The 22,528-nt window shown below is 68.6% G+C and carries 23 protein-coding genes; 8 read left to right on the forward strand and 15 right to left on the reverse strand.

Features of this window, described 5'->3' with window-relative positions:
• Positions 1–104: 104 nt before the first annotated feature.
• From VNW53_RS15095 to VNW53_RS15105, 3 genes are all read right to left on the reverse strand, one after another.
• Positions 105–383 (reverse strand): hypothetical protein, encoded by a 279-nt coding sequence (locus VNW53_RS15095; RefSeq protein ID WP_325556581.1) that lies wholly within the window; start codon positions 381–383, stop codon positions 105–107.
• 120 nt (positions 384–503) lie between these two features.
• The gene (locus VNW53_RS15100) at positions 504–1,172 is read right to left on the reverse strand and encodes a hypothetical protein (protein ID WP_325556582.1); all 669 of its coding nucleotides are present in this window, start codon (positions 1,170–1,172) and stop codon (positions 504–506) included.
• A gap of 94 nt (positions 1,173–1,266) precedes the next feature.
• A complete protein-coding gene (locus tag VNW53_RS15105; RefSeq protein WP_325556584.1) occupies positions 1,267–1,455 on the reverse strand; it encodes a hypothetical protein in 189 nt (62 codons plus the stop codon).
• 332 nt (positions 1,456–1,787) lie between these two features.
• On the opposite strand from VNW53_RS15105, the gene VNW53_RS15110 reads away from it, so the two are divergent.
• Entirely contained in the window at positions 1,788–2,855 is a 1,068-nt protein-coding gene (locus tag VNW53_RS15110) for an HWE histidine kinase domain-containing protein (protein ID WP_325556585.1), read from the forward strand.
• Here the strand turns inward: VNW53_RS15110 and VNW53_RS15115 are convergent.
• Genes VNW53_RS15115 through VNW53_RS15125 form a run of 3 tightly spaced genes read right to left on the reverse strand, consistent with a single transcriptional unit; the run spans position 2,833 to position 3,922 of the window.
• Positions 2,833–3,429: a hypothetical protein gene (locus tag VNW53_RS15115; protein WP_325556586.1), complete on the reverse strand. Its 597-nt coding sequence runs from the start codon at positions 3,427–3,429 to the stop codon at positions 2,833–2,835. The two genes, VNW53_RS15110 and VNW53_RS15115, sit on opposite strands and share 23 nt — an antisense overlap.
• A 38-nt stretch (positions 3,430–3,467) precedes the next feature.
• Positions 3,468–3,665, reverse strand: coding sequence for a hypothetical protein (locus VNW53_RS15120; RefSeq protein WP_325556588.1), 198 nt, complete (start codon positions 3,663–3,665; stop codon positions 3,468–3,470).
• Positions 3,662–3,922 (reverse strand): hypothetical protein, encoded by a 261-nt coding sequence (locus VNW53_RS15125; protein WP_325556589.1) that lies wholly within the window; start codon positions 3,920–3,922, stop codon positions 3,662–3,664. Before VNW53_RS15125 ends, VNW53_RS15120 begins: the two co-directional genes overlap by 4 nt.
• 85 nt (positions 3,923–4,007) lie before the next feature.
• On the opposite strand from VNW53_RS15125, the gene VNW53_RS15130 reads away from it, so the two are divergent.
• Positions 4,008–4,652 (forward strand): helix-turn-helix transcriptional regulator, encoded by a 645-nt coding sequence (locus VNW53_RS15130; RefSeq protein WP_325556590.1) that lies wholly within the window; start codon positions 4,008–4,010, stop codon positions 4,650–4,652.
• A gap of 27 nt (positions 4,653–4,679) precedes the next feature.
• Positions 4,680–5,234, forward strand: a complete 555-nt coding sequence (locus tag VNW53_RS15135) for an SOS response-associated peptidase (protein ID WP_325556592.1) — start codon at positions 4,680–4,682, stop codon at positions 5,232–5,234.
• A gap of 12 nt (positions 5,235–5,246) precedes the next feature.
• Here the strand turns inward: VNW53_RS15135 and VNW53_RS15140 are convergent, their stop codons facing one another.
• The 3 genes from VNW53_RS15140 to VNW53_RS15150 form a co-directional block, all read right to left on the reverse strand.
• Positions 5,247–5,453 (reverse strand): DUF3126 family protein, encoded by a 207-nt coding sequence (locus VNW53_RS15140; RefSeq protein WP_293378241.1) that lies wholly within the window; start codon positions 5,451–5,453, stop codon positions 5,247–5,249.
• Between the two features lie 81 nt (positions 5,454–5,534).
• A complete protein-coding gene (cysE, locus tag VNW53_RS15145; protein WP_325556594.1) occupies positions 5,535–6,368 on the reverse strand; it encodes a serine O-acetyltransferase in 834 nt (277 codons plus the stop codon).
• Between the two features lie 30 nt (positions 6,369–6,398).
• A complete protein-coding gene (locus tag VNW53_RS15150; RefSeq protein ID WP_325556595.1) occupies positions 6,399–7,013 on the reverse strand; it encodes an NUDIX hydrolase in 615 nt (204 codons plus the stop codon).
• 150 nt (positions 7,014–7,163) lie between these two features.
• Here VNW53_RS15150 and VNW53_RS15155 point away from each other — a divergent pair, with 150 nt between their 5' ends.
• Positions 7,164–7,715 (forward strand): nitroreductase, encoded by a 552-nt coding sequence (locus tag VNW53_RS15155; protein ID WP_325556596.1) that lies wholly within the window; start codon positions 7,164–7,166, stop codon positions 7,713–7,715.
• 125 nt (positions 7,716–7,840) lie between these two features.
• On the opposite strand, the gene VNW53_RS15160 is transcribed toward VNW53_RS15155, so the two are convergent.
• The 4 genes from VNW53_RS15160 to queF all read right to left on the reverse strand — a co-directional run bounded on the left by VNW53_RS15160 (position 7,841) and on the right by queF (position 12,389).
• Positions 7,841–9,565 carry an ATP-binding protein gene (locus VNW53_RS15160; protein ID WP_325556598.1) on the reverse strand — a complete coding sequence of 575 codons (1,725 nt, stop codon included), beginning with the start codon at positions 9,563–9,565 and terminating at the stop codon, positions 7,841–7,843.
• Positions 9,566–9,581: 16 nt separating this feature from the next.
• Positions 9,582–10,223, reverse strand: a complete 642-nt coding sequence (locus VNW53_RS15165) for an MEDS domain-containing protein (protein ID WP_325556599.1) — start codon at positions 10,221–10,223, stop codon at positions 9,582–9,584.
• A gap of 390 nt (positions 10,224–10,613) precedes the next feature.
• Complete coding sequence (locus tag VNW53_RS15170; RefSeq protein WP_325556600.1) at positions 10,614–11,330, reverse strand: glutathione S-transferase family protein; 717 nt, start codon at positions 11,328–11,330, stop codon at positions 10,614–10,616.
• A gap of 603 nt (positions 11,331–11,933) precedes the next feature.
• On the reverse strand, positions 11,934–12,389 hold the full coding sequence (gene queF, locus VNW53_RS15175) for a preQ(1) synthase (protein ID WP_325556601.1): 456 nt from the start codon (positions 12,387–12,389) through the stop codon (positions 11,934–11,936).
• 93 nt (positions 12,390–12,482) lie between these two features.
• Between queF and VNW53_RS15180 the strand changes: the two genes are divergently transcribed.
• The 3 genes from VNW53_RS15180 to VNW53_RS15190 all read left to right on the forward strand — a co-directional run bounded on the left by VNW53_RS15180 (position 12,483) and on the right by VNW53_RS15190 (position 16,879).
• Positions 12,483–13,283 (forward strand): SDR family NAD(P)-dependent oxidoreductase, encoded by an 801-nt coding sequence (locus VNW53_RS15180; protein ID WP_325556602.1) that lies wholly within the window; start codon positions 12,483–12,485, stop codon positions 13,281–13,283.
• Between the two features lie 233 nt (positions 13,284–13,516).
• Positions 13,517–14,704, forward strand: coding sequence for an outer membrane beta-barrel protein (locus tag VNW53_RS15185; RefSeq protein WP_325556604.1), 1,188 nt, complete (start codon positions 13,517–13,519; stop codon positions 14,702–14,704).
• A 240-nt stretch (positions 14,705–14,944) separates the two neighbouring features.
• Complete coding sequence (locus VNW53_RS15190) at positions 14,945–16,879, forward strand: nucleoside-diphosphate sugar epimerase/dehydratase (protein ID WP_325556605.1); 1,935 nt, start codon at positions 14,945–14,947, stop codon at positions 16,877–16,879.
• A gap of 157 nt (positions 16,880–17,036) precedes the next feature.
• On the opposite strand, the gene VNW53_RS15195 is transcribed toward VNW53_RS15190, so the two are convergent.
• Complete coding sequence (locus VNW53_RS15195) at positions 17,037–18,896, reverse strand: phosphoenolpyruvate carboxykinase (GTP) (RefSeq protein WP_325556606.1); 1,860 nt, start codon at positions 18,894–18,896, stop codon at positions 17,037–17,039.
• A 179-nt stretch (positions 18,897–19,075) separates the two neighbouring features.
• Positions 19,076–21,202, reverse strand: a complete 2,127-nt coding sequence (locus tag VNW53_RS15200; protein WP_325556608.1) for a S9 family peptidase — start codon at positions 21,200–21,202, stop codon at positions 19,076–19,078.
• 150 nt (positions 21,203–21,352) lie between these two features.
• On the opposite strand from VNW53_RS15200, the gene VNW53_RS15205 reads away from it, so the two are divergent.
• The gene (locus VNW53_RS15205) at positions 21,353–22,363 is read left to right on the forward strand and encodes an NAD-dependent epimerase (RefSeq protein WP_325556609.1); all 1,011 of its coding nucleotides are present in this window, start codon (positions 21,353–21,355) and stop codon (positions 22,361–22,363) included.
• Positions 22,364–22,528: the final 165 nt, after the last annotated feature.

Below are 22,528 nucleotides of genomic sequence, written 5' to 3' on the forward strand. Positions count from 1 at the left end.
AAAAACGCCGAACGCCCGACCGGGGTTGCGCGGCCCGCCCCATCGCCCAAGCAAAAAGGGCGGCCCGAAGACCGCCCTTTCGCTACATTTTCAGCTCGGTTGGGCTAGCGCGGAACCCAGACGCCGTGGGCGTAGTAGCCGCGGCCTTCATGCGTGTCCCGCCAATGGCGCTGGTTGCTCTGGTCCCACTTCTGGTGGAAGTACCAGTCGTCCGGGTGGGACTGCACCACAACGTGCCGGCCATAGGTGGCTCGGCTGTCGGTGTGCCAGCAGTCGCCGTCGGCGTTGCAGACCACGCGGGCCGAGGCGGTTCCAGCGCTGACGGCCACGCCGCCAAGGCCCAGGACAGCGGCGATCGCCACTGCGGACAGGGTGATTTTCACGTTCGGTACATCTCCCAATTTCGCCGTGGCGCGAAAGCGCGACGGAGCCGCCAACCAACGCCGGGCCCCCGTCGAGGTTGCGCGGACTGCGCCGTTTCCGGTCCGATCGATCCCTGGCCGCTAGTTACGCTGCCACGGCGGAACCTCGTCGCGGGCGCTGCGGATGCTGTCGCGGAGCCGCGAAAGGCGTCCTTCCAGATAGAACCGGTCGGAGTCGCGAAGCCGTCCGCCGGCGTGTCGCATCATCCGCCCCTGGGTGGCGCGGATGTCGTTCAGCGCGGCCTGGGCCCGGAAGGCTTCGTGCCGGCTCAGCGTTCCGTCGCCGCGCCCGCGGTCGATGCGTTCCTGGATCCAGGATTCGCGCCGCTCCAGGGTCCAGTCGCCGGCGACGGGGGGCGGCGCGACGACCGGCGGCGCGGCCACCGGCGGGGCGCCCGGCCCCGGCCCGTGCTCGCGCATCCAGTGGATCGAGCGGCTGAGGCCGTCGAGCCGTTCCTGCAGGCGGCCGCGGTCCATCTCGCTGAGCTCGCCGCCGGTGCGCGCCCGCATCCGATCCTGCTCCTCGCGGATCGAGGTCAGCTCGCGCATGGCGCGGTCCGCCTCGCCCCGGTCGATCTGGCCCGCGCGGATGCCGTCGTCGATGCGGTGCTGCAGGGTATCGAGCTGTTCGCGAAGGTCGTGGCCGGGGCGCACGGCGCCGGCCGCCGGCGGGGCGTAGGGCTGGGCGAGCGTCGGCGCGGCGCCGCAAAGGGCCGTAGCGCACAGGGCGATCGCCAGTAACGACTTCATCTTGTTTCTCTCCTGGGAAGGGCCCCGCCCCAATATTGCAGGATCGAAACGTTGCCCCGCCCACAAGGTTGCGGGCCACGGCCGGCCGACCTTTTTAGTTCGAGGTGTCGATCCGCACCCGCCGGGGATGCCGCGTCGGCGGCAGCCGCCCCTTCACCGAACGCTGCGCCGTGCGCCAGGCCGGCGGCAGGCCCAACCCCAGGCGGCGCGCGGCGCGCGCATCTGCACCCCGCCGGCGCAACGGCCGCAGCAGGGCGGAAAGGGTCGAAGCAAAAGACATCATCGCAAAGCCGGGTCCATAAAAGCGAGCCGCGCCGCGCGGCCGGTTCGCCGGCGGCCGCGCTTCATCCCTCGCCCCGCCCGGTGCATGAAGTGGCGCCGACGCGCACCGCGGCGCACGGTTAAGCCGGCGCCGGCCGATGGGCCGGCGCAGCCATCGACGCTGACGCAAACCTAGCGAAATCGCGCGCGAAAGTCAAGAACAAACGAGGAACATACTGCCGCTAGGCGACGGCCGCTACCGAAAGCTTGGAACGGGATCGCCTTTCGCCCGTTGTCGGCAAACGTGCCGCGGAAGCGCTTTCGCGTTCGTGGCGGGTGGGGCGAAGAGCGGCCATGACTCCCGGATTTGAAGCGTCCGTCGACCGTTCGGCCCTGACGGCGGCCTCCGAGGTCGTGCGCCTCGCCGAAGCGCAGCGGTCGTTCGACGGCCGTGAGATCTTCTACCGCGACCTTCTGAACGCCCTGCCGGCGGCGATCTACACCACCGACGCCCAAGGCAACATCACCTTCTACAACGACGCCGCCGTCGAGTTCGCCGGCCGCCGGCCTGTCCTGGGCGACGCGTGGTGCGTCACCTGGAAGCTCTACAACCTCGACGGCACGCCCCTGCCGCACTGCGAATGCCCGATGGCCGTCGCCTTGCGCGAGGGCAAGCCCAATCGCGGCGCGGAGGCCATCGCCGAACGGCCGGACGGCACCCGCGTCACCTTCATGCCCTATCCGACGCCCCTGTTCGACGCCGAGGGCCGCATGGTCGGCGCGGTGAACATGCTGGTCGACATCACCGAACGAAAGGCCGCCGAGGACCGCCAGCGGCTGCTCGCCCACGAGGTCAACCACCGCGCCAACAATATGCTGGCCGTCGTCCAGTCGATGGTGCGCCTCAGCCGCGCGGAGACCGTCGACGAGTTCCGCGAGACGCTGCACGGCCGCATCCAGGCCCTGGCCCGCGCCCACACCCTGCTCGCCAAGAGCCGCTGGATCGGCGCCGATCTGCACCTCCTGGTCAGCGAGGAGCTCTCGCCCTTCATGGACGACCGGCCGCAGGTCTGGATCGCCGGGCCGCCGGTGCCCATGGAGCCAGCCGCCGCCCAGTCCATGGCGATGATCATCCACGAACTGGCCACCAACGCGGTAAAGCACGGCTCCCTCTCCACCGAACGCGGCAAGGTGATGATCGCCTGGCGGCGCGCCGGCGACGGCCGGGTCACCTTCAAATGGAGCGAGCAGGACGGCCCGCCCGTGCGCTCGCCGCCCACCCGGCGCGGTGTCGGCTCGACGGTCATCGCCCGCGCCGCCGACCACCTCAAGGCGACCGTCGAAATGGCCTGGACCGCCGATGGCCTTGCCTTCGAGCTTGAGGTTCCCAAACAGGTCCTCACCCTGGAGGCCGACGGCTAGGATCCAGGCGCAGCAGGTCCAGGGCGACCTTCAGCACGGCCTCGATCCGCGCCGCCTCGCGCTCGCCGCCGCCCGCCTCCCGCGGCGTCAGCTCCTGGCCGCACACCAGGTCGCAGACGCTGACCAGGTCCGACTGGCCGAGCAGCCGCGCGCGCAAGGCCTCCAGCTCGGCCTCCGCCCTCTGCCGCCCGGCCGCCTGGCGCAGGAGCTGGGCCAGCGAAGGCCCCGCCGCCAAGCCGCCGCTTGGCTGGACCTCCAGGCTGGAGCCGATCGACGGGCCCGATCCAGCCCGCCGCCAACACGCCCCATAGGCCTCGCCCGCCGCCTTCTGCGCCGCGGTGATCCGGCCTTTGCGTTCGAGCCAGTCGAGCCCGGCCTGTCGGCGATAGGGCGTTTCGCGCTCGCCGCGCCGGGCCTGGGCCTTGTCGAACGCCGAGCCGCGCGCCTCGGCCAGTTCCACGGTCTCGGCCACGCCCTCGGCGACCGCCCGCGCCTGGGTGCGCGCCCGTTCGCGGGCCTCGAGCTGCTTCAGCCGCTCGCGCATGGCGCGGGCGGGGTCGTAGGCGCGTCCCATCACATCCTCCGGATTGTCCTGCAAATTCAACGATGGCCTCAGCGTCCGCCGCGCGCCACCACGGCGTCGGCCAGCCGGTAGACCGCCTCGCCCGCCGCCCGGTCGCCCTCGATCACCACCAGCCCGGCCGCGGTGTGCGCCAGCAGCTCGCGCAGGAACCGCGCCCGCTCCTTCGGCGCCCGGCGGCTGAGCGCGCGGGCCACCATGGCCGCGGCGTCCTCGCCCGCGCCGCTCACCGCCGCCGCTCCGGCAGGGCCGGGAAACCGCCCTCGCCCATCGCGGCGCGCACATGGGCGGCATGCCGCGCGAATCGCGGCCGCATGGCGTTCGCCCCGCCGCTGGCCCGCCGCAGGAACAGCCGCTCCAACTGCGCCGCCGTCGCCGCCGGCAGGTCGAGTTGCACGCCGGCCAGGTCCGGTGGGACGCCGCCATGGCGGCAGGCCGCGTAGCTGGCGGCGATGAGGGTCGGGCTGGGCGGTTTGAACGGCTTCATGTCCGCCACCGTACAAAACATGCGGTGCTTGCGCCAAAGGAAATCGTACTTTATCTGCTGAAAAATCTTCTGCCGGAGATTTCCTATGGACGAGCGCTTCCTGCGCCTGCGCCAGGCCCGTCAGGCCAAGGGCTTCGACACGGCCGCCGCCGCGGCCGACGCCTTCGGCTGGAACCGCAACACCTATGGCTCGAACGAGAACGGCAACGCGCCCTTCTCCTATCGCCGGGCCAAGGAGTACGCCGCGGCCTTCGGCGTTCGGCCGGAATGGCTCTATGACGCGGCCGGCGCCATGCTGCCCGCCGCCGAGCCGGGCTTCGTGCCGATCATCGGCCGCGTGGGCGCCAACCCCGACGGGCTGGTGCTCTTCGCTACGGGTCAGGAGCCCGGCGACCTGGCGCCGATCCCGCCCGGCGGCACCGAGCACGCCCGCGCCCTGCTGGTGGTCGGCCACTCCATGCGCGGCATCGCCGACGATGGGGCGCTGATCTATTTCGAGGACCAGAAGACCGCGCCCAGCCCCGACATGCTGGGCCATGTGGTGGTCGTCGAACTGGAGACCGAGGAGGTGCTCGTCAAGCGCCTGCTGCGCGGCTCGCGCTCCGGCCTCTACGACCTGGAAAGCATCGCCGGGCCCACTCGCCAGGACGCGCGCCTGCGCTGGGCGGCCCATATCACCGCCATCATCCCGCCCTTCCAGGCCCGCCGGATCATCCGCGGCGCGGCCTGACGCCCGTCACGATGTAGGTTTTCTACGATGTGCAACGAGTACCGGTTCAAACAGTCCCTGGACCATCTGGCCGACGTCTTCGGCCAGTTGAACATCCCGATCCACTGGGCCGGCGGCGCGCCGAACCTGGAGCCGCGCGATTCCATCCGCCCCACCGATCCGGCCCCGATCCTGGTCGGCGCTGGCGACGGCGCGGAGCTGAAGCAGCTTCGCTGGGGCTTCCCCAACCCGCACAAGGGCGGGCCGGTGATCAATTTCCGCTCCGACGGCCGCCGCTTCCCGGCCGGGCGCTGCCTGATCCCGGCCGACGGCTTCTACGAGTTCACCGGCCCCAAGGCCCCCAAGTCGAAGTGGCTGTTCACGGCCGCCGCCGGCGAACTCTTCTGTATCGCCGGACTGGTGCGCGACGACCGCTTCACCCTGCTGACCATGCCGCCGGGGCCGGACATCGCGGCGTTTCACGACCGCCAGATCGCCATCCTGCCGCAGGCGCTATGGGCGCCGTGGCTCGACACGGCCAAGCCGCAGCCGGAACTCCCGCCGCTTCCGGCCGGCAGCCTGAACGTCGTGCAGATTCGCTGAGGCGCGCCGGCCCTACGGCAGGTCCTCGGCCAGGATCGCCATCTCGAACATGAACGAGCCGTCGCCGTCCTCGTCCTCGAACACCACGCCCACGAACTCCTCGCCGATATAGACCTCGGCGGAGTCCTTCTGCTTGGGCCGCGGCGTCAGCGTGATGCGGGCGTTGGCGAAGGTGCCGCGAAGATGGCCCTCGATCTTCCGGATCATTCGTTCGTCCACGCCCAGCTCCTTAAAGTCTTCAAAAGCGGCGCGAACCTAGCCGGTCGCGGCGCCCACGAAAACCAGGAACGGCGGAAATCCTCAGATCACGTAGTCGTAGACGGCTTCGGCCAGGGTGTGATCCATGCTCTTGGCCGGTTCGTCGCAGGTCGGGCAGTTGACCAGTCGCGCCGGCACGCCGGCCGCGGTGCAGCCCGCCGGCACCGGCTTCAGCACCACCGAACCGGAGGCGATCTTGGCGTAGTCGCCGATCTCGATATTTCCCAGCACCTTGGCCCCGGCCCCCAGCAGGACGCCCTTGCCGATCTTCGGATGGCGATCGCCGCGCTCGGCGCCCGTGCCGCCCAGGGTCACGCCCTGCAGCATGGAGACGTCGTCGCCGATCACCGCGGTCTCGCCGATCACGATGCCGGTGCCGTGGTCGATGAACACGCCGCGCCCGATGCGGGTGGCGGGATGGATGTCCACCTGGAACAGCTCGCTCATCCGGCTCTGCAGATAGAGCGCCAGCGTCTCGCGGCCCTCCTCCCACAGCCAATGGGCGACCCGCTGGGTCTGCAGCGCCAGGAACCCCTTGAAGAACAGGAAGGGCTGCAGATAGCCCTTGCAGGCCGGGTCGCGCTCGAACACCGCCTTCAGGTCGGCTTCCGCCGTGGAGACCAGGCCTGGATTGGCCTCATAGGCGTCCTCCGCGATCTCGCGGATACTCATCGCCCGCAGCTCCTGGTCGCCCAGCTTGCGCGCGAGCTGGTAGGACAAGGCCCCGCCCAGCGTCTTGTGGTTCAGGATCACCGCCGCCAGCAGGCTGGCCAGCGCCGCCTCCTTCTGGCCCGCGGCCTCGGCCTCGTTGCGCAGCGCCGCCCACACCGGCGGCGCATTGGCCGGGTTCACGACTTCCAGGCGTTGCTGGCTCATCTGGTCCTCCCGCCCCATGAGGCGTTTCCCCTATCCTAGCATGGCGCGCCCCAGCGCGCCCGGCAAAGACCCTTCCCGAGCCATATGGTAGCCCCGCAGCAGCATCGCCACCGTCAGCATGTCGGGAAGGTATCCGGCCATCGCCGCCTCCAGCGCCTCGCGGAACGGCACGCGGGCCAGGGCGATCGCCTCGGTCTCGTCGGCCGCGTGGGCCGCGGCGGCCTGGGAAAGCCCCAGCGCCAGGTAACCGACCATCCGCTCGTCGGTGACCGAATTGGAAAGCTGGGTGCGCAGCACCTCGCGCCACTCGGCCGCCGCCAGGCCGGTCTCCTCGGCCAGTTCGCGCTTGGCGCCCTCCAGCGGATCCTCGTCCAGCGGCGCGCCGCCTTCCGGCAGCTCCCAGCTATAGTCGCCCAGCGGAAACCGGTGCTGGCCGACCAGCACCACCGTCCCGTCCTCGTGGATCGGCATCACCGCCACGGCCAGGTTCTTGAACCGCACCATCCCATAGGGCGAGGCCCTGCCCGTGGGCGCGATGGCCGTCTGCTCGATCACCTGGATCCAGTCGCTCTCGAACGCCAGGCGCTCGACCCCGGGCTTCCATGGCTCGCCGTGCGGCCGCAGCCAGGCGGGTTTGTCGGCCATGCTCGGCGCCTCTCCTTGCGGTGCGGGCGGGCGCACCCATAAAGGAGCCATCCTATCGTCTTCTTAAAGCCCGCGAGGCCTCCCGTGACCGTCGCCCTGCCGCCTGCCCCCCAATTCGGCGCGCCCGTCCCCCAGGCGCCGGCGCCCGAGGTGCTCCGATTCCTGGCGACCCGCCGCTCGGCCTCCGCCGTGACCCTCAATGCGCCGGCGCCCAGCGCCGATGAGCTGGACATCCTCCTGCGCCTGGCCGCGCGGGTTCCGGACCACGGAAAGCTCGCCCCCTGGCGCTTCGTGATCCTCGATGGACAGGCCAAGGCCGCCTTCGCCGCGCGCCTCGAGGCGCTGGCCCTCTCGCGCGACGACGCGACCGCCGCCGCCAAGCTCGCCAAGTTGAAGATTCCGCCGCTCTGCGTGGCAGTCATCGCCTCGCCTCGGGAAGCGCCGATCCCCGCCTGGGAGCAGGAGCTGTCGGCCGGCGCCGCCTGCACGACCCTGCTCTACGGCGCCCAGGCCCTCGGCTATGGCGCGAACTGGATCACCGACTGGTACGCCTACGACGCCCAGGCCAACGCCATCCTGGGGCTCTCCGGGGCGGAGAGAGTGGCCGGCTTCGTCCTGATGGGCACCCCGCGCGAGCCGCCGATGGAGCGCGAACGCCCCGATGTCGCCGCGCTGGTCAGCCGCTGGCGCGACGCCGGCTAGCCCCGCCTTCCGCGCGCCAGTCCGTCTGTCTCGCGGCGATGAGCGCGTTCACCGGCCGGCCGGCCGCCTCGACCTCGGCAAGGCGCCGCAGGTCAAGCTAGCGCCGGGTTCGCGTTGCCTGGCAATTAACCTCCGACCGGACCCGCGGTGGTCGCGACCAATGGCGGCGGTTGCTCCGGCTGAACCTCCGGTGCGCCGCGCGGCACGACAAACTGTAGGACGGCGCCCTGCGGCGTGTTCACGTCCGCCCACAATTGCCCGCCGTGGGCCTCGACGATCGAGCGGCAGATGGAAAGGCCCATGCCCAGGCCGCCGGGCTTGGTCGTGTAGAACGCCTCGAACAGCCGCTCGAGCTTGACGGGATCCAACCCGGGACCCGTATCCCGCACCGCGACCAGCACGCCGCCCGCGTCGGCCTTCACAGTGCTGACCCGCAACTCGCGCGCCCCTTCGCCTACGCCGCGCATCGCCTCGATGGCGTTGAGGATCAGGTTCAGAATCACCTGCTGCAATTGCACCCGATCCCCTTGGATGCGCGGCAGGCCTTCGGCTAGCTGGGTCTGCACCGCGATGCCGTGCTTCACCACCTCGCCATGGAGCAGGACGATGACCTCGCAGATGACTTCGTTGAGCGCCAGGGCCTCCTTGCGTGGGGGCGCCTTTTCGACCAGGGCCCGGATCCGGTCGATCACCTCGCTGGCGCGCAGGCCGTCCCCGGCGACGCGCTCAAGCGCCTGCCGCACTTCCTCCAGCTCCGGCGGCTGGGCGCCGAGCCAGCGCAGCGCCGCCTGAGCATTCACCACCGTCGCGGCGATCGGCTGCTTGACCTCGTGCGCGATCGAGGCGGTGAGCTGCCCCATGGTCGCGACGCGGTTGGCGTGCGCCAGCGCCTGCCGTTCTTCCTCCGCCCGCCGGCGCTCGGTCACATCCATCGCGGTTCCCACGAATTCAAAGAATTCGCCGGATTCGTCGAACACAGGATGGCCTACTATATGAATATTCTTGATTCTTCCATCTGGCATCAGCAACCGGTGTTCAAAGTCGAGATGTTTTTTGCCCTGCGTTGCGAGATCTATTGTTTTCTGAACACGCGCTCTGTCGTACGGATGCGTTCGTTGTAAAATGAACTCTACTGTCGGCTGATCGTCTCGGTCGCATTCCAGGATTCGAAAGGTTTCCTCCGACCAGGACAGTTTCCCGCTGGAAGCATCCCAGCCAAAACTGCCCGTATGGCTTAGCCGCTGCGCTGCGGCCAAGTAGGCCTCGCTGCGTTGTAATTCGATGGTCCGCTCCGCCACTCGCATCTCGAGTTCGTCGCGGGCTTTGCGAAGCTGGCGCTCGCTCTCGCGTAACGCTTCCTCGGCGCTGCGGTGATTGTGAACGAGGTCCGCCATCCGAAAGGCCGTCGCGGCATGGTTCGCCGCCACGGAGAGCAGCAGTTGGTCGGTTTCGGTGGGAAAGCCCGCGCGATCACACGCCGCCGCAACCAGACCGCTCTCGCCGTCAATCCCGACGGGAATGACAATGCCGCAGCCTCCCTGCGCGCCGCCGCGGATGTCGGCGACGACTTCCGTGCGCGACAGGCGGCCGTGGGCGGCGAAATACTGCTGCCGCCATTCCGGAAATGCGCGCCATGCGCTTCCACGCGCGATTTCGACCGCGGCGCCCCCGCCGGGGCCGGACAAACGAACGAAAGCGAAGTCGAGATACAACGTATTGACCAGCACATCGGCGAGCCCGGAAGCGATGGCAGGCGGTTCTCTTCCGACCCACGCCGCTGGGACGCTCGACAGCGCCACGAGGTCTCGGAGTGCTCTTTGCAGCCGAAGCACATCGGGCTCGGGACCCATTGGCGCTCCCTCGTGATTATTGCATTCGTGCGGACCCGCCTCGCTCCCGGAGTTCGAGCAGAAGCTGGTCTGGGGGAACGAAGTACGGATTCTCGTGCAGCACTTCTCCGACAATCACGACCGGGTGAGTCCGCATGACGTCCATCACCACGCTGGCGCTGAACTTCGACAGGTCATAGGCGCAGATCACCGGATCAGCATATTTGGGAAGCAGGTAATTGAGGCGTGTCTCATATTCCACCAGGTCGCCCACGCCTGGGTTGTCGCGCAGCGCCCATTCCATATGCGCCACCAACCGCGTAAGCGGATAACCGGAAGCCGCCCCCGACTGGAGCACCTCTTCGATCAAGGCGAGCATCGCATCTTGATCGAAGCGATCGTCACGCAGGTAAGTGTCCTGCCAGCGCCGCAGTTCGAGCTGGCCCGTATCCATCGCCTGCGCCACGTCAATGCCGGCGTCGGCGAGTCGCCTGAGATGATCTTCCCGCAGATCAGGGTCCACGAGGTGGCAAGCTTTGTCCCCCCGCTCAAAGCCCTCTTTGATGAACGAGCGAAGCACCCTGTGCTCCTCGTCGGCGCTGTTGAAGAAAGCGCAAATGTGACGGTGCTGACCGAGAACGCCCCCGGCGCATCGCATGGAACCGCCGTTCGTCGCCATTTTCACCTCCTGCCGCTTCACCTCCTGCCGCCAGCTTAACCTTGGCCAGTTCTGGTAAAGTCGCGCTGTCGGCGTGTCTCTAAGTCGAGTTGATCCATGCGAGCGGCATCGACCCAGGGGCCCTGCTCCGATGCCGCCCGCAAGGAGCGCGCGCTCTGAATGCCACCGAAGTATACGCCGCGATCAGGAGGCTGGGAATGAGATCGCCAGAGGCAGCCGGCAGGCCTCGCGCATCGAGCGCCCGCATGAAGCCGCCCCTTCGGAACGATGCCAGGTTCCGCTTATGGGCCAGTCGGTCCAGCCGGAATACAGGGACACGACACCTCTCCCCAGAGAGAATTGCGGCCGCAGGCATGGGGATGAGCATCGTGTCCCATCATCCTGGGGCTCTCAGGTCATCTTGGGGCTCTCAGGCGCGGAGCGGATGGCCGGCTTCGTCCTGATGGGCGCCCCGCGCGAGCCGCCGGATGCGGCGGTGAAAACCGCCAACTGCGCGGCGAAAGCACGCTGGTAGGCGGGCCGCGCCTCGCCGCGGGCGAGATAGGCAGAGAGGTTCGGATATTCCTCCAAAATGCCCGATCCGCTCAACCTGAGCAGCACCGACACCATCAGCAGATCACCGGCGCTGAACTCACCGTCGAGCCAGTCGGCGTCGCCAAGGCGATCGGAAAGTTCGCCAAGCCGACCGCGGATGCGATCCTCGACAAGGGGAAGGCGCTGCTCGTGCCAGGTCCTGTCGCGCTCCACGAGAATGGCGGTTGTGCGATCTACGATCGGCGGCTCCATCGTGCTTAGGGCGGCGAACATCCATGATATCGCCCGCGCCCGGGCGTTCGCATCGTCCGGCAGCAGGCCCGCGTGGCGCTCGGCGATATGGAGCACGATGGCGCCCGACTCGAACAGCGCGAGATCGCCGTCTTCATAGGTCGGGATCTGCCCGAAAGGATGGAGCGCACGATGCGCGGCTTCCTTCATTTCACCGAACGAAAGCAGACGGACGTCGTAAGGCTGGCCAACTTCCTCAAACGCCCAGCGAACGCGCATGTCACGCGCCAGTCCCCTGCCGCGATCGGGAGATCGTTCGAAGGCGGTGATGGTGGGGCTCATCGGGGCGCTCCGCGCGACGGCATGACGCCGTTCAGCGTGACACGGGTCATGGCGGTCGTCTTCCGCATTGCCTCTCTCCGGGTCTTCGTATCCCGAGGACGAACGACCGGCGGGCCTCACGACACGCGCTCGAATTTTTCGCGCGGACCGTCCTTGGCGCCTCGGCCGGGCTGGAGCCTTCGAGCTCGGATGTTCGGGGCCTGCACTCGACGGGCGCCGTCGCGACGCGCCGCGCCGTCTCAGGCGGCCATGGCCGCGGCCCGGGTTTCGCTGGGGTGAGAGGGGCCAGGAACGGATCCTGAGGCCCTGAAAACACAACGGCCGGGCGGCGCGAGGCGCCGTCCGGCCTGAGGTGACACGCCCGAGGAGAGATGGGCGCTCCGGTTATAGGCGCGATTAACGGATTTGCAAAGCCCGAAGCGGCGGATCGACAGCAGCCGCGGCTTTTCCCCTCAGAGGAGAATCGCCCACCCGCAGTCCTCATCTGATTTCGATAGGATTTCCTAGAATAAACGCCGAGCAGGAAAGTTTAACTGGCCCGAACCTCAGTAGTTTGGGGATCCGAACTGGGGCCACGCCCAATCCAGTTGCTGATCGCGAGACTCAGCCCCGTCCACGATAGGGCGCCACGCCTTGGTCGGGCAGCCACAAGCCTTCCGGGGGCGGGCCGCTTTGCCAGAACACGTCGATCGGGATGCCGCCGCGTGGAAACCAGTACCCGCCAATACGCAGCCAGCGCGGTTCGGCGACGGCGACGATCCGCCGCCCGATCGCCACGGTGCAGTCCTCGTGGAACGCCCCGTGGTCGCGGAACGAGGTCAGGTAGAGCTTCAGCGACTTCGATTCGATCAGCCACTCGCCCGGGGCGTAGTCGATCACCAGATGGGCGAAGTCCGGCTGGCCGGTGACCGGGCAGAGCGAGGTGAACTCGGGCGCCACGAACCGCGCCAGGTACAGGGTGTCGGCCTGCGGGTTGGCCACGCGTTCCAGCACCGCCTCGTCGGGGCTCGCGAAGCCGCGCACCTCGCGGCCAAGCTGGGTCAGGCGGGTCTCGTCCATGCGCGCGGCTTTAGCCCTCGCGGGAGGCGCCCGCAACCGAGACAGCCGGCCGGCTTGTCGCTATCAAGCCCGCAAAACCAGGTGGAGGCGATCATGTCCGGCGGCGCTTGCGAAGACTTCGTGGTGGTGGTGACAGGCGCCTCGACCGGCCTCGGCCGCTCGATCGCCGTGGAGACCGCCCGCCAGGGCGCGAAGGCCGTGGTGATCAACTACGCCCGCAGCGAGGCCGAGGCCCAGGAGACCGCCCGCCTCGTGGAGGCCGAGGGCGCCAAGGCCGTGATCGTCCAGGGCGACGTGGCGTCCGACGCCGATTGCCGCAAGATCGCCGCGGCCGCCGAGCCCTTCGGCCGCGTCGACGCCCTGTTCAACAACGCCGGCACGACCCGGTTCGCCAACCACGCCGACCTCGACGCGGTGTCCGGCCAGGATTTCCTCGACCTCTATGCGATCAATGTCGTGGGGGCCTTCCAGATGGTCCGCGCCTGCCGGACCCTGCTGGAGGCCGCGCCGCAGCCCGGCGCGGTGGTCAACACCGCCTCGATCGCGGGCGTCGTCGGCAACGGCTCGTCTGTTCCCTACGCCGCGTCCAAGGGCGCCTTGACCACCATGACGCTCTCTCTCGCCCGTGCGTTGGGCCCCAGGATCCGGGTCAACGCGGTCTGTCCCGGCTTCATCGACACGCCCTGGTTCGGCAAGGGCCTCCCGGAGGCCGCGGTCGACCGCATCCGCGCCAATGCGGCGGCCAGCACGCCGCTTCGGGTCGCCTCGACGCCCGACGACATCGCCGTCTCCACCGTCTTCCTGGCCTCCAGGGCCTCGCGGCACGTAACCGGCGAGACCCTGCTGGTCGACGGCGGCCTGCATCTGGGCTTCGCCCCGCAAGTCGCCCGCTGACGACAGCGGCCGACCACGCGGCCGGCCGGCGATCTCCGCGCCTCCCGGCGCTTCGCGGCGCCCGAATGGATGGCGCCCGCCCCCTCAGGCGCCCAAACATTGATCAGGGCCCGCAAGCACGGCCGTACCCGGATGGCGACCGTTGATCTCGAGGGTCGGCCCGCGACGATGTCCGCGCACGGTCGGATCCAGTCAAACTGGACAGCACAGGCCGGGGAAAAGGGGATATATCAATGAAGGCCATCAAGATCGCCTGGCTGACGAGTGTCGCGGCCCTGTCTCTGGCGGCGGCCGGCGCAGCTCGCGCCGACGACACGCCTCCGGCCGCCGCGGCTGCGGCCCCGGCCGGGCCGACGGCGCTCTCCACGCCGGCCATGTCGGCCTCGCTCTCGTCGAACGCCGACCCTCTGAACATGGACTGGGGTCCGCTGGGCAAGATCTACCTCAGCGGCCAGGTCTCGGCCTTCGGCATGTCCCAGACCGCCGCGCCGGCCGCCAGCCAGAAACGCAAGGGCGACATCTCCAACCTGCAGCTCGAGATCCAGAAGACGGATGGCGTGGTGCAGTTCTACGTCCAGGCTGGGGAGTACAACTTCCCCTCGCTGGGGACGCCGGTCGCCACGACCAACCGCCTGACCGAGGACACCTACAAATATGTGCCGGTGGCCTATCTGAAGCTCCAGCCGACGGCCGAATGGAGCGTCCTGATCGGCAAGCTGCCGACCCTGATCGGCGCCGAATACACCTTCAGCTTCGAGAACCTGAACATCAACCGCGGGCTGCTCTGGAACCAGGAGCCGGCCATCAGCCGCGGCATCCAGGTGAACTACGCCAAGGGCCCGTTGACCGTCTCCGGCTCGCTGAACGACGGCTACTACTCCGACCACTACTCCACGGTCTCGGGTCTGGTCAGCTATGCCGTGACCATGAAGGACACCGTGGCGGTGGCGGGCTCCGGCAATTTCGACAAGACCTCGCGGTCGACCTTCGTCACGCCGGTGGCGCAGAACAACGGCACGGTCTGGAACCTCCTTTGGACTCACACCGAGGACAAATGGATGATCAACCCGTACCTGCAGTACACGACGACGCCCAAGGACGTGTCCTTCGGCCTGCCGGGCTCGGCCTCGACCTTCGGCGCGGCGGTGCTGGGCAAATACTCGTTCACCCCGATGTTCAACCTGGCCGGCCGCGTGGAGTACATCTCCTCCTCGGGCTCCCAGGTCGCCCTGCTCTACGGGCCGAAGAGCGACGCCTGGTCCTTCACCTTGACGCCGACCTTCCAGTTCAAGACCTATTTCGTGCGCGGCGAGCTCGCCTACACCAAGATCGACTCGGGAACCGTCGGCTCGGAATTCGGCAAGTTCTTCAACAAGAGCGAACAGACCCGCGCCATGATCGAGACCGGCGTCCTGTTCTAGGATCCGCGCGCCCCAAAAAGGGCCGCCGGAGAGCCGTCGTCCTCGCGGGCGGCGGCTTTTCCATTGCATCGAAGGTCGCCGCTTTCTAATGTCCGGCCGCTTCGCGGATGCGCACAAAATGTGCGCGGCGTGCAACACCCCTCGCGGTAACACTTTATCCCGCCACTTTAGGTAGACGGTCGCATACCCGGGTCTATGTTGACGATTCGAAGAGCTAACGGAGTGCGGCGCATGGAGCGGATGGCTTTTCGAGCCCAGACCATCGTCGCCGACGTGATCCTGGCCGCGATCGCCTTCACCCTCGCCTATTCCGTCGCCTCGTCCTCGACGCCCTCGCTCGACGTCGTCACCAGCCTGCCGTCGCTGAACCTCGTACAGCTCACCGTGCTCTACGCCGCCCTCGCGGGCGGCTTCAGCATGCTGTTCCGCCGCGAGCTGTCGCCGTGGCGCTACGCCTCGATCCCCGACGCCCTGGTTCTGGCCCGCATCGCGGTCCTGACGGTCGGGGTCTTCCTTATCTGGGTCTTCATCATCGACCGCGGGCGCGGCCTGCCCCGTTCAACCCTGCTGCTCGCCCCGATGTTCCAGATGGTGAGCTCCATGGGCGTGCGGATCCTTCGCCGCGCCCTGCATGAGCATGCGCTGGACAGCTTCTCGCCGCTCAAGACCGTGGCCGATCGGATCACCCAATCGCCGTCCCTGCTGCTGATCGGCCCGCCGGCGCTGGCCGACAGCTATTTGCGCGACATGGCCCGCAGCCACGACCGCACCTATACGCCCGTCGGCATCGTCGGCGCCGATCCGCGCGACGTGGGCCAGCAGGTGCGTGGCGTCTGCGTGATCGAAAGCCTCGAAAACCTCGACGAGGCCCTGGCGGACCTGCGCCGCTGGAACCGCTATCCGCGCGCCATCCTGTTCCTCGAGGAGCCGGGCCGCCTGAAGGGCCTCACCGCCGACCAGCTCGGCCGGCTGAAGACCGACGGCCTGCGCCTGCTCCGCCTGCCCTCCATCGTCGAGCTCGCCCAGCATGACGGCGTCACCTTGCTGCCGATGCGCGACATCAACATCGAGGAGCTGCTGGCCCGCGAGCCCATCGAGCTCAACCGCGACGCCATCGGCGCCCTCATCCGCGGCCGCCGCGTGCTGGTCACCGGCGCCGGCGGCTCCATCGGCGCCGAGCTCTGCCGCCAGGTCGCCGCCTTTCACTGCGCCCACCTGACCCTGCTCGACTTCTCCGAGACTTCGCTCTTCGAGATCGACCGCGAGATGGCCGAGACCTTCCCGCACATGTCCCGCCAGGCCGTGCTCTGCGACGTGCGCAACGCCGCGCGCGTCACCCAGACCTTCCACGGCGAGCACCCGGACCTGGTGTTCCACGCCGCGGCCCTGAAGCACGTGTCCATGGTGGAGCAGCACCCCTGCGAGGGCGTGCTCACCAATGTCATCGGCACCTGGAACGTGGCCGAGGCCTGCAAGAGCAGCGGCGCGGGCCAGATGGTGCTGATCTCCACCGACAAGGCCGTCGACCCCACCAATGTCATGGGCGCCACCAAGCGCCTGGCCGAAAGCGTCATCCAGGCCCAGCAGACCGCCGGCCAGGGCGCGCGCTTCTCCGCCGTGCGGTTCGGCAACGTCCTCGGCTCCGGCGGCTCGGTGGTGCCGATCTTCAAGTCGCAGATCGAGCGCGGCGGCCCGGTGACCGTGACCCACCCGGACATGGAGCGGTTCTTCATGACGATCCCCGAGGCGAGCCAGCTCGTCCTCCACGCCACGGCCACCTGCGCCGAGGGCGAGGGCCGCGAGGCCCGCCTGTTCCTGCTGGAGATGGGCGAGCCGGTGCGGATCATGGACCTGGCCCGCCAGATGATCGCCCTCTCCGGCCGCACGCCCGGCAAGGAGATCGAGATCGAGATCACCGGCCTGCGCCCCGGCGAGAAGCTCACCGAGGCCCTGCTGGACGAGACCGAACGGTCGCTGCCCTGCGCGCACAAGGTGCTGGAAGTGGTCTCCAACTCGCCCCTGCGCATCTCCACGGCGCACCTGGAAGAGATCGAGGCCCTGGCCGACCGCGGCGACGTCGATGGCGTGCGCCGCGCCCTCTTCGACCTGGTCGCCCAGATCCGCGGCGAACGGCCCGGCAGCGCGCCCACCCTGCGCGTCGTCGCCAACGGCTAGCATTGTCATCCCGATTTCGCGGCGCGCGAAGACCGGGACCCATAGGCCCTAAGCTCTCAGAATAGCTCGCGGCGTCGCCACCGCGAGCGGTCGGAGCCGATCGCGCGTATGGGTGCCGGACAGCCGCGTGCGCGGCCTTCGGGATGACAGCGGGTGGCTACTCCGCCGCCACCATCGCCGACTTGCGGGCGGCCGGCTCGCCCAGGCGGGTCACCAGGGTGTCCAGCTCGGCCCACAGGGCCGCGGGCAGGCGCTCGCCGAAGCGTTCGTAAAAGGCCGGCACCAGGGCCGCCTCCTGCCGCCAGATTTCCGCGTCGACGGTCAGCAGCAGGTCCATCTGCGCCTGGCTGAGGCCCAGGCCCGAGACGTCCAGGCTGCCCGGCGCGGGCAGCAGGCCGATGGGCGTGTCCACCGCCTCGGCGCGGCCTTCCAGCCGCTCGACGATCCACTTCAGGACGCGGCTGTTCTCGCCATAGCCGGGCCAGACGAACTTGCCGCGCTCATCCTTGCGGAACCAGTTGACGAAGTAGATGCGCGGCAGCTTGGCCGGGTCCTTGGCCTTGGCGCCCATCTCGAGCCAGTGGGCGAAGTAGTCGCCCATGTTGTACCCGGCGAAGGGCAGCATGGCGAAGGGGTCGCGCCGCAGCTCGCCGATGGCGTTCTCCGCCGCCGCCGTGCCCTCGGAGGCCACATTGGAGGCCATGAACACCCCGTGCGCCCAGTCGCGCGCCTCGTTGACCAGCGGCACCGCCGAGGCGCGACGCCCGCCGAACAGGATGGCCGAGATCGGCACACCGGCCGGATCTTCCCATTCCGGGGCGATCACCGGGGTCTGTTCGGCCGGGACGGTGAAGCGAGCGTTCGGATGGGCCGCGGGCTCCAGGCTCTCCGGCGTCCAGTCCTTGCCGCGCCAGTCGGTCAGGTGGGCCGGCGCCTCGTCGGTGAGACCCTCCCACCAGACGTCGCCATCGTCGGTCAGGGCGACGTTGGTGAAGATGCAGTTGGCGTGCAGGGCGGCGACCGCGTTCTTGTTGGTGGTCTCGCCGGTGCCCGGCGCCACGCCGAAGAAGCCCGCCTCAGGATTGACCGCATAGAGCCGGCCGTCGTCGCCGAAGCGCATCCAGCAGATGTCGTCGCCGATGGTCTCGGCCTTCCAGCCGGCCAGCGTCGGTTGCAGCATCGCCATGTTGGTCTTGCCGCAGGCGCTGGGGAAGGCCGCGGAGATGTAGCGGACTTCGCCCTGCGGGGAGGTCAGCTTCAGGATCAGCATGTGCTCGGCGAACCAGCCCTCGTCGCGGGCCATCACCGAGGCGATCCGCAGCGCGAAGCACTTCTTGCCCAGCAGCGCGTTGCCGCCGTAGCCCGAGCCGTAGGACCAGATCTCCCGCGTCTTGGGGAAATGGACGATGTACTTGATCTCGTTGCACGGCCAGGCGACGTCCTCGACGCCCTCCGCGAGCGGCATGCCCACCGAGTGCACGGCCGGAACGAAAAAGCCGTCCTCGCCGAGCTGGTCGAGGGCGGCTTGGCCCATCCGCGTCATGATCTTCATGGATACGGCGACGTAGGCCGAATCCGTGATCTCTACGCCGATGGCGCTGATCTTCGAGCCGAGCGGCCCCATGCAGAACGGCACGACATACATCGTGCGGCCCTTCATGCAGCCCTTGAACAGGTCCTTCAGGTCGGCCCGCATCTCCGTCGGGTCGAGCCAGTTGTTGGTCGGGCCGGCCTCCTCGGGAGTGTCGGAGCAGATGAAGGTGCGGCTCTCGACGCGAGCCACGTCACGCGGGTCGGACGCGGCGTAGAACGAGTTCGGGCGCTTGGCCGGGTTCAGCCGCTTCAGCGTGCCGGCCGCGACCAGCTCGTCCGTCAGCTCCGTCCATTCCTGTTCCGATCCGTCGCACCAGCGCACCCGGTCAGGCTCGGTCAGCGCGGCGATTTCGCGAACCCATTGCAGAAGCTTCGCGTGTTTCGTCGGCGCGGGCTCGAGCCCCGGGACGATGCGTTGGGTCATACTTGGACGCTCCCTGGCCCCACTCCCCGCCGCGGATTGCGCTTCCGAAGCGGTCAAATTTGAACAGTCTTCTAAATGCAGAAACTCCGCCTGCATACCACGGGCCATAGATTCGGGACGGCCCACGCCCTTAACGCAAAGCTACGACATTCGGCGCCGCAAGACCGCAGTTCCGAGCATCACTTCATCGTGCCTGGCGCGGGCGGCGCAGGGCCGTCCTTGAGGTAGTGGGCGAGCCAGACGTCCACCTCCTGATAGAAATGGCGGCTGTCCTCGGGCTTCAGGATCCAGTGCCAGGCGTCGGGCCAGACCAGCAGGCGGCTCGGCACCTTCATGCGCTGCAGGGTGGACCAGTTCTCCAGCGTGTTTCCGATCGGCACGCGGAAGTCGCGCTCGCCGATCGACAGCAGCATCGGGGTCTTCCAGTTCTTGGCGTAGGTGATCGGGCTCTGGTCCCGCCAGACCGGGTTGCCCTCCCAGGGCGGGCCGCCGTTGGTGACCTCGCGGTTGTAGATCCCGTCGCTCATGCCCCACTGGCTTTCCAGGTCCACTTCGCCGGCATGGCTGACCAGGCACTTGTAGCGGGTGGTGGTGGCCTCCAGCCAGTTCACCAAGTGGCCGCCGTAGCTGGCCCCCAGCGCGCACATCCTGCCGCCGTCGATATAGGGATAGCGCTTCAGCGCCTCGTTGACCGCCTGGTCGATCTCCAGCCCGGGTGTCTTCAGCGGGTCGAGCTTGATCGCCTGCGCGAACTTCTCCCCGAAGCCGGTCGAGCCGGTGTAGTCGGTCATCAGCATCACGTACCCGGCCGCGGTCAGCAGGTGGTAGTTCCACCGTAGGCCGATGGAGTCGGTGTTCATGCTGGCCGCGCCGCCGTGGATGAAGACCAGTAGCGGGTACTTCTTCGACGGATCGAAGTTCGGCGGCAGGATGATCATGTTGTGGATCTGCCGCCCGCCGGCGCTGGTGAACCAGAAGTGCTGCGGCGGCTGCCAATCGAAGGTCGCCGCCTCGGCGGTGTCGATGTTGGTCAGGTTGGCGTGGGTCTTGGCCGCCGGATCGATGCGCACGATCTCCTCGGGGCTGACCGAACTGCCGTAGTTGGCGATCAGCAGCGGCTTGGCGGCCTTCTGCGGGATGGTCAGCCCGCCATAGCCGCCCGTGGCCGGCTCGATGACCAGGCTCGGTTTCCCGCCGGCGGTCGGCACGCTGTAGAGGTCGGTCTTCCCGGCCTCGGGGACCAGGATGTAGGCGGTCTTGCCGTCCGGCGTGATCTGGAACCGCTCCGGCTCGCGGTCGAAGTCCTTGGCGACCGTCGTGATCTCGCCGCCGGCCGGCCAGGCGACCTTGGAGAACCGCGCGAGGTTGTAGATCTCCTCGGTCCGCGGCGCGTAACCGAAGTAGAGGCTCTTGCCGTCGGCGCTGAAGGTCGGCGCGCGGAACCCGCCCTTGGCGGGCGTGATCGGCGCGGCCTCGCCGCCGTCCACCGGCAGGCGGTAGAGCTGGTAGTTCACCTCGCTGAACGCCGAGTTCCAGCGTTCCACCGTGGCCGAGAACACCACCTCCTTACCGTCCGGGCTCCAGACCGGCGACAGCGAGATGCTGGTCTCGCCCTCGGGTCCCGAGAAGCCCGGCGTGTGGGCGAGCCTGGTCGGCGACAGGATGTCCCTGGGCTTCGCGCCCGGCTCCAGGCCCACCACCTCGATGGCCGGCATCCGCTCGTCCAGCCATTCGTTCCAGTAGCGGATGGGGAAGTGTTCGTAGGTGCGGACGTTGTATTTCCGGGCCTTCTTGGCGGCGATCGCCTTCTTGTTGGCCTCGTCGTCCGTCGCGCCGGGATAGACCATGGTCTCGAACAGGATCGCCTGGCCGTCGGGCCGCCATTGGGGGCGTGTCGCGGCCGTCGAGAGGCTGGTGATCCGGCGCGCCTCGCCGCCGCCGAGGATGTCCAGCACATAGACCTGGTCGACCTCATCGCCCTCCCGCTTGGTGGTGAAGGCGATCCTGGTCGAGTCCGGAGACCAGACGACCCCGCCTTCGGCGGCCTTGGTGTTGGTCAGCCGCTTGGGGGCGGCTCCGCCCGCCGTCGGGACGAGCCAGAGGTCGCTGACCGCCTTGTCCGCCTCGTAGGACGGCTCCGAGATCGAGAAAACCACCCACTTGCCGTCGGGGCTGACCTCGGGCGCGCCGACGCGCTTCATCATCCACAAGGCCTCATGGGTGATCGGCGTTTTGGCGGCCGCCTGCACGGACGACAGGCCGGCGACCGTGACGGCCGCCGCCGCCAGCAGAGTGGAAATCTTCATGACGCCCCCGTGAACTGGATGGCGTAGTTCTAAATCGCCCTACGGCAGAGTCGAGCCACGTCGCGACGGGTCGAGGGGCCGTTTGAACTTCTGCCCCCAAGGTGGCACAGCGGGGCTCGGTCCCTGGGCCCTGCGCAAATCGAGGATGGAATGGCGATCCTGGTCACCGGCTCGGCCGGCTTTATCGGCTTCCACCTGGCGCGCCGCCTGCTCGAGCGCGGCGAGGAGGTCGTGGGCCTGGACGATCTCAACGCCTACTACGACCCGGCGCTGAAAGCGGCGCGCCTGGCGATCCTGGAACGGGAGGCCGGCTATCGCCACGCCAAGGTCGACCTCGCCGACAGGAAGGGCGTGGAGGCCGTCTTCGCCGAGGCCCGACCCGAGGTCGTGGTCAATCTCGCGGCCCAGGCCGGCGTCCGCTACAGCCTGGAAAGCCCGCGCACCTACGTCGACTCCAACGTGGTGGGCTTCCTCAACATCCTCGAGGGCTGCCGGTCCGTGCAGCCGAGGCACCTGGTCTACGCCTCCACCAGTTCGGTCTATGGCGCCAACGGCAACCTGCCCTTCAGCGTGCACAACGGGGCGAACCACCCGATCACCCTCTACGCGGCGACCAAGATCGCCAACGAGGCGATGGCCCATGCCTATTCGCACCTGTTCGGCATCCCCTCGACGGGCTTCCGCTTCTTCACCGTCTACGGGCCGTGGGGCCGCCCGGACATGGCGCTGTTCAAGTTCACCGAGGCGATCCTCGCGGGCCGCCCTATCGACGTCTACGGCCAGGGAAAAATGCAGCGCGACTTCACCTACGTCGCCGACATCGTCGACGGCCTGGTGGCCGCCATCGACCGCCCGGCTCAAGTCAACGCGGGCTGGGACCCGGCTCATCCCGACCCGGCGACCAGCGGCGTCGCGCCCTGGCGCGTACTCAACCTGGGGAACAGCCGGCGCGTCGAACTGATGCGCTACATCGAGGTGCTCGAACAGAAGCTCGGCATGAAGGCCGAGCTCAACCTCCTGCCCATGCAGCCGGGCGACGTGGCGCGCACCGAAGCCGACGTGACCGAGACCAAGGCCGCCCTCGGCTATGCGCCCTCGACCCCCATCGAGGTCGGCATCGGCGCCTTCGTCGACTGGTACCGCGAGTACTACGCCGCCTGACCGGAACCGCCCCAGCGCGGCGTGGGTTTGAGCCCCGAGACCACGCACGAGGGACGGATGGCGCGCGATACTGGACCCGGGCGGGGCCCCAGCCGGCGGGGCCTGCTTACGGGCGCGACCGGGGCCGCCGCCCTGCCCCTGGTTGCGGCCGGCGCTCGGAAACCG

Origin of the sequence: Phenylobacterium sp., assembly GCF_035569475.1 — a bacterium.
GTDB lineage: Bacteria > Pseudomonadota > Alphaproteobacteria > Caulobacterales > Caulobacteraceae > Phenylobacterium.

Bases quoted from the DNA above. Each gene is read 5' to 3' on its own strand.
- VNW53_RS15100 (WP_325556582.1), bottom strand. From the start codon at position 1,172: ATGAAGTCGTTACTGGCGATCGCCCTGTGCGCTACGGCCCTTTGCGGC.
- VNW53_RS15105 (WP_325556584.1), bottom strand. From the start codon at position 1,455: ATGATGTCTTTTGCTTCGACCCTTTCCGCCCTGCTGCGGCCGTTGCGC.
- VNW53_RS15110 (WP_325556585.1), top strand. From the start codon at position 1,788: ATGACTCCCGGATTTGAAGCGTCCGTCGACCGTTCGGCCCTGACGGCG.
- VNW53_RS15115 (WP_325556586.1), bottom strand. From the start codon at position 3,429: ATGGGACGCGCCTACGACCCCGCCCGCGCCATGCGCGAGCGGCTGAAG.
- VNW53_RS15125 (WP_325556589.1), bottom strand. From the start codon at position 3,922: ATGAAGCCGTTCAAACCGCCCAGCCCGACCCTCATCGCCGCCAGCTAC.
- VNW53_RS15130 (WP_325556590.1), top strand. From the start codon at position 4,008: ATGGACGAGCGCTTCCTGCGCCTGCGCCAGGCCCGTCAGGCCAAGGGC.
- VNW53_RS15135 (WP_325556592.1), top strand. From the start codon at position 4,680: ATGTGCAACGAGTACCGGTTCAAACAGTCCCTGGACCATCTGGCCGAC.
- cysE (WP_325556594.1), bottom strand. From the start codon at position 6,368: ATGAGCCAGCAACGCCTGGAAGTCGTGAACCCGGCCAATGCGCCGCCG.
- VNW53_RS15150 (WP_325556595.1), bottom strand. From the start codon at position 7,013: ATGGCCGACAAACCCGCCTGGCTGCGGCCGCACGGCGAGCCATGGAAG.
- VNW53_RS15160 (WP_325556598.1), bottom strand. From the start codon at position 9,565: ATGGGTCCCGAGCCCGATGTGCTTCGGCTGCAAAGAGCACTCCGAGAC.
- VNW53_RS15165 (WP_325556599.1), bottom strand. From the start codon at position 10,223: ATGGCGACGAACGGCGGTTCCATGCGATGCGCCGGGGGCGTTCTCGGT.
- VNW53_RS15170 (WP_325556600.1), bottom strand. From the start codon at position 11,330: ATGAGCCCCACCATCACCGCCTTCGAACGATCTCCCGATCGCGGCAGG.
- queF (WP_325556601.1), bottom strand. From the start codon at position 12,389: ATGGACGAGACCCGCCTGACCCAGCTTGGCCGCGAGGTGCGCGGCTTC.
- VNW53_RS15180 (WP_325556602.1), top strand. From the start codon at position 12,483: ATGTCCGGCGGCGCTTGCGAAGACTTCGTGGTGGTGGTGACAGGCGCC.
- VNW53_RS15185 (WP_325556604.1), top strand. From the start codon at position 13,517: ATGAAGGCCATCAAGATCGCCTGGCTGACGAGTGTCGCGGCCCTGTCT.
- VNW53_RS15190 (WP_325556605.1), top strand. From the start codon at position 14,945: ATGGCTTTTCGAGCCCAGACCATCGTCGCCGACGTGATCCTGGCCGCG.
- VNW53_RS15195 (WP_325556606.1), bottom strand. From the start codon at position 18,896: ATGACCCAACGCATCGTCCCGGGGCTCGAGCCCGCGCCGACGAAACAC.
- VNW53_RS15200 (WP_325556608.1), bottom strand. From the start codon at position 21,202: ATGAAGATTTCCACTCTGCTGGCGGCGGCGGCCGTCACGGTCGCCGGC.
- VNW53_RS15205 (WP_325556609.1), top strand. From the start codon at position 21,353: ATGGCGATCCTGGTCACCGGCTCGGCCGGCTTTATCGGCTTCCACCTG.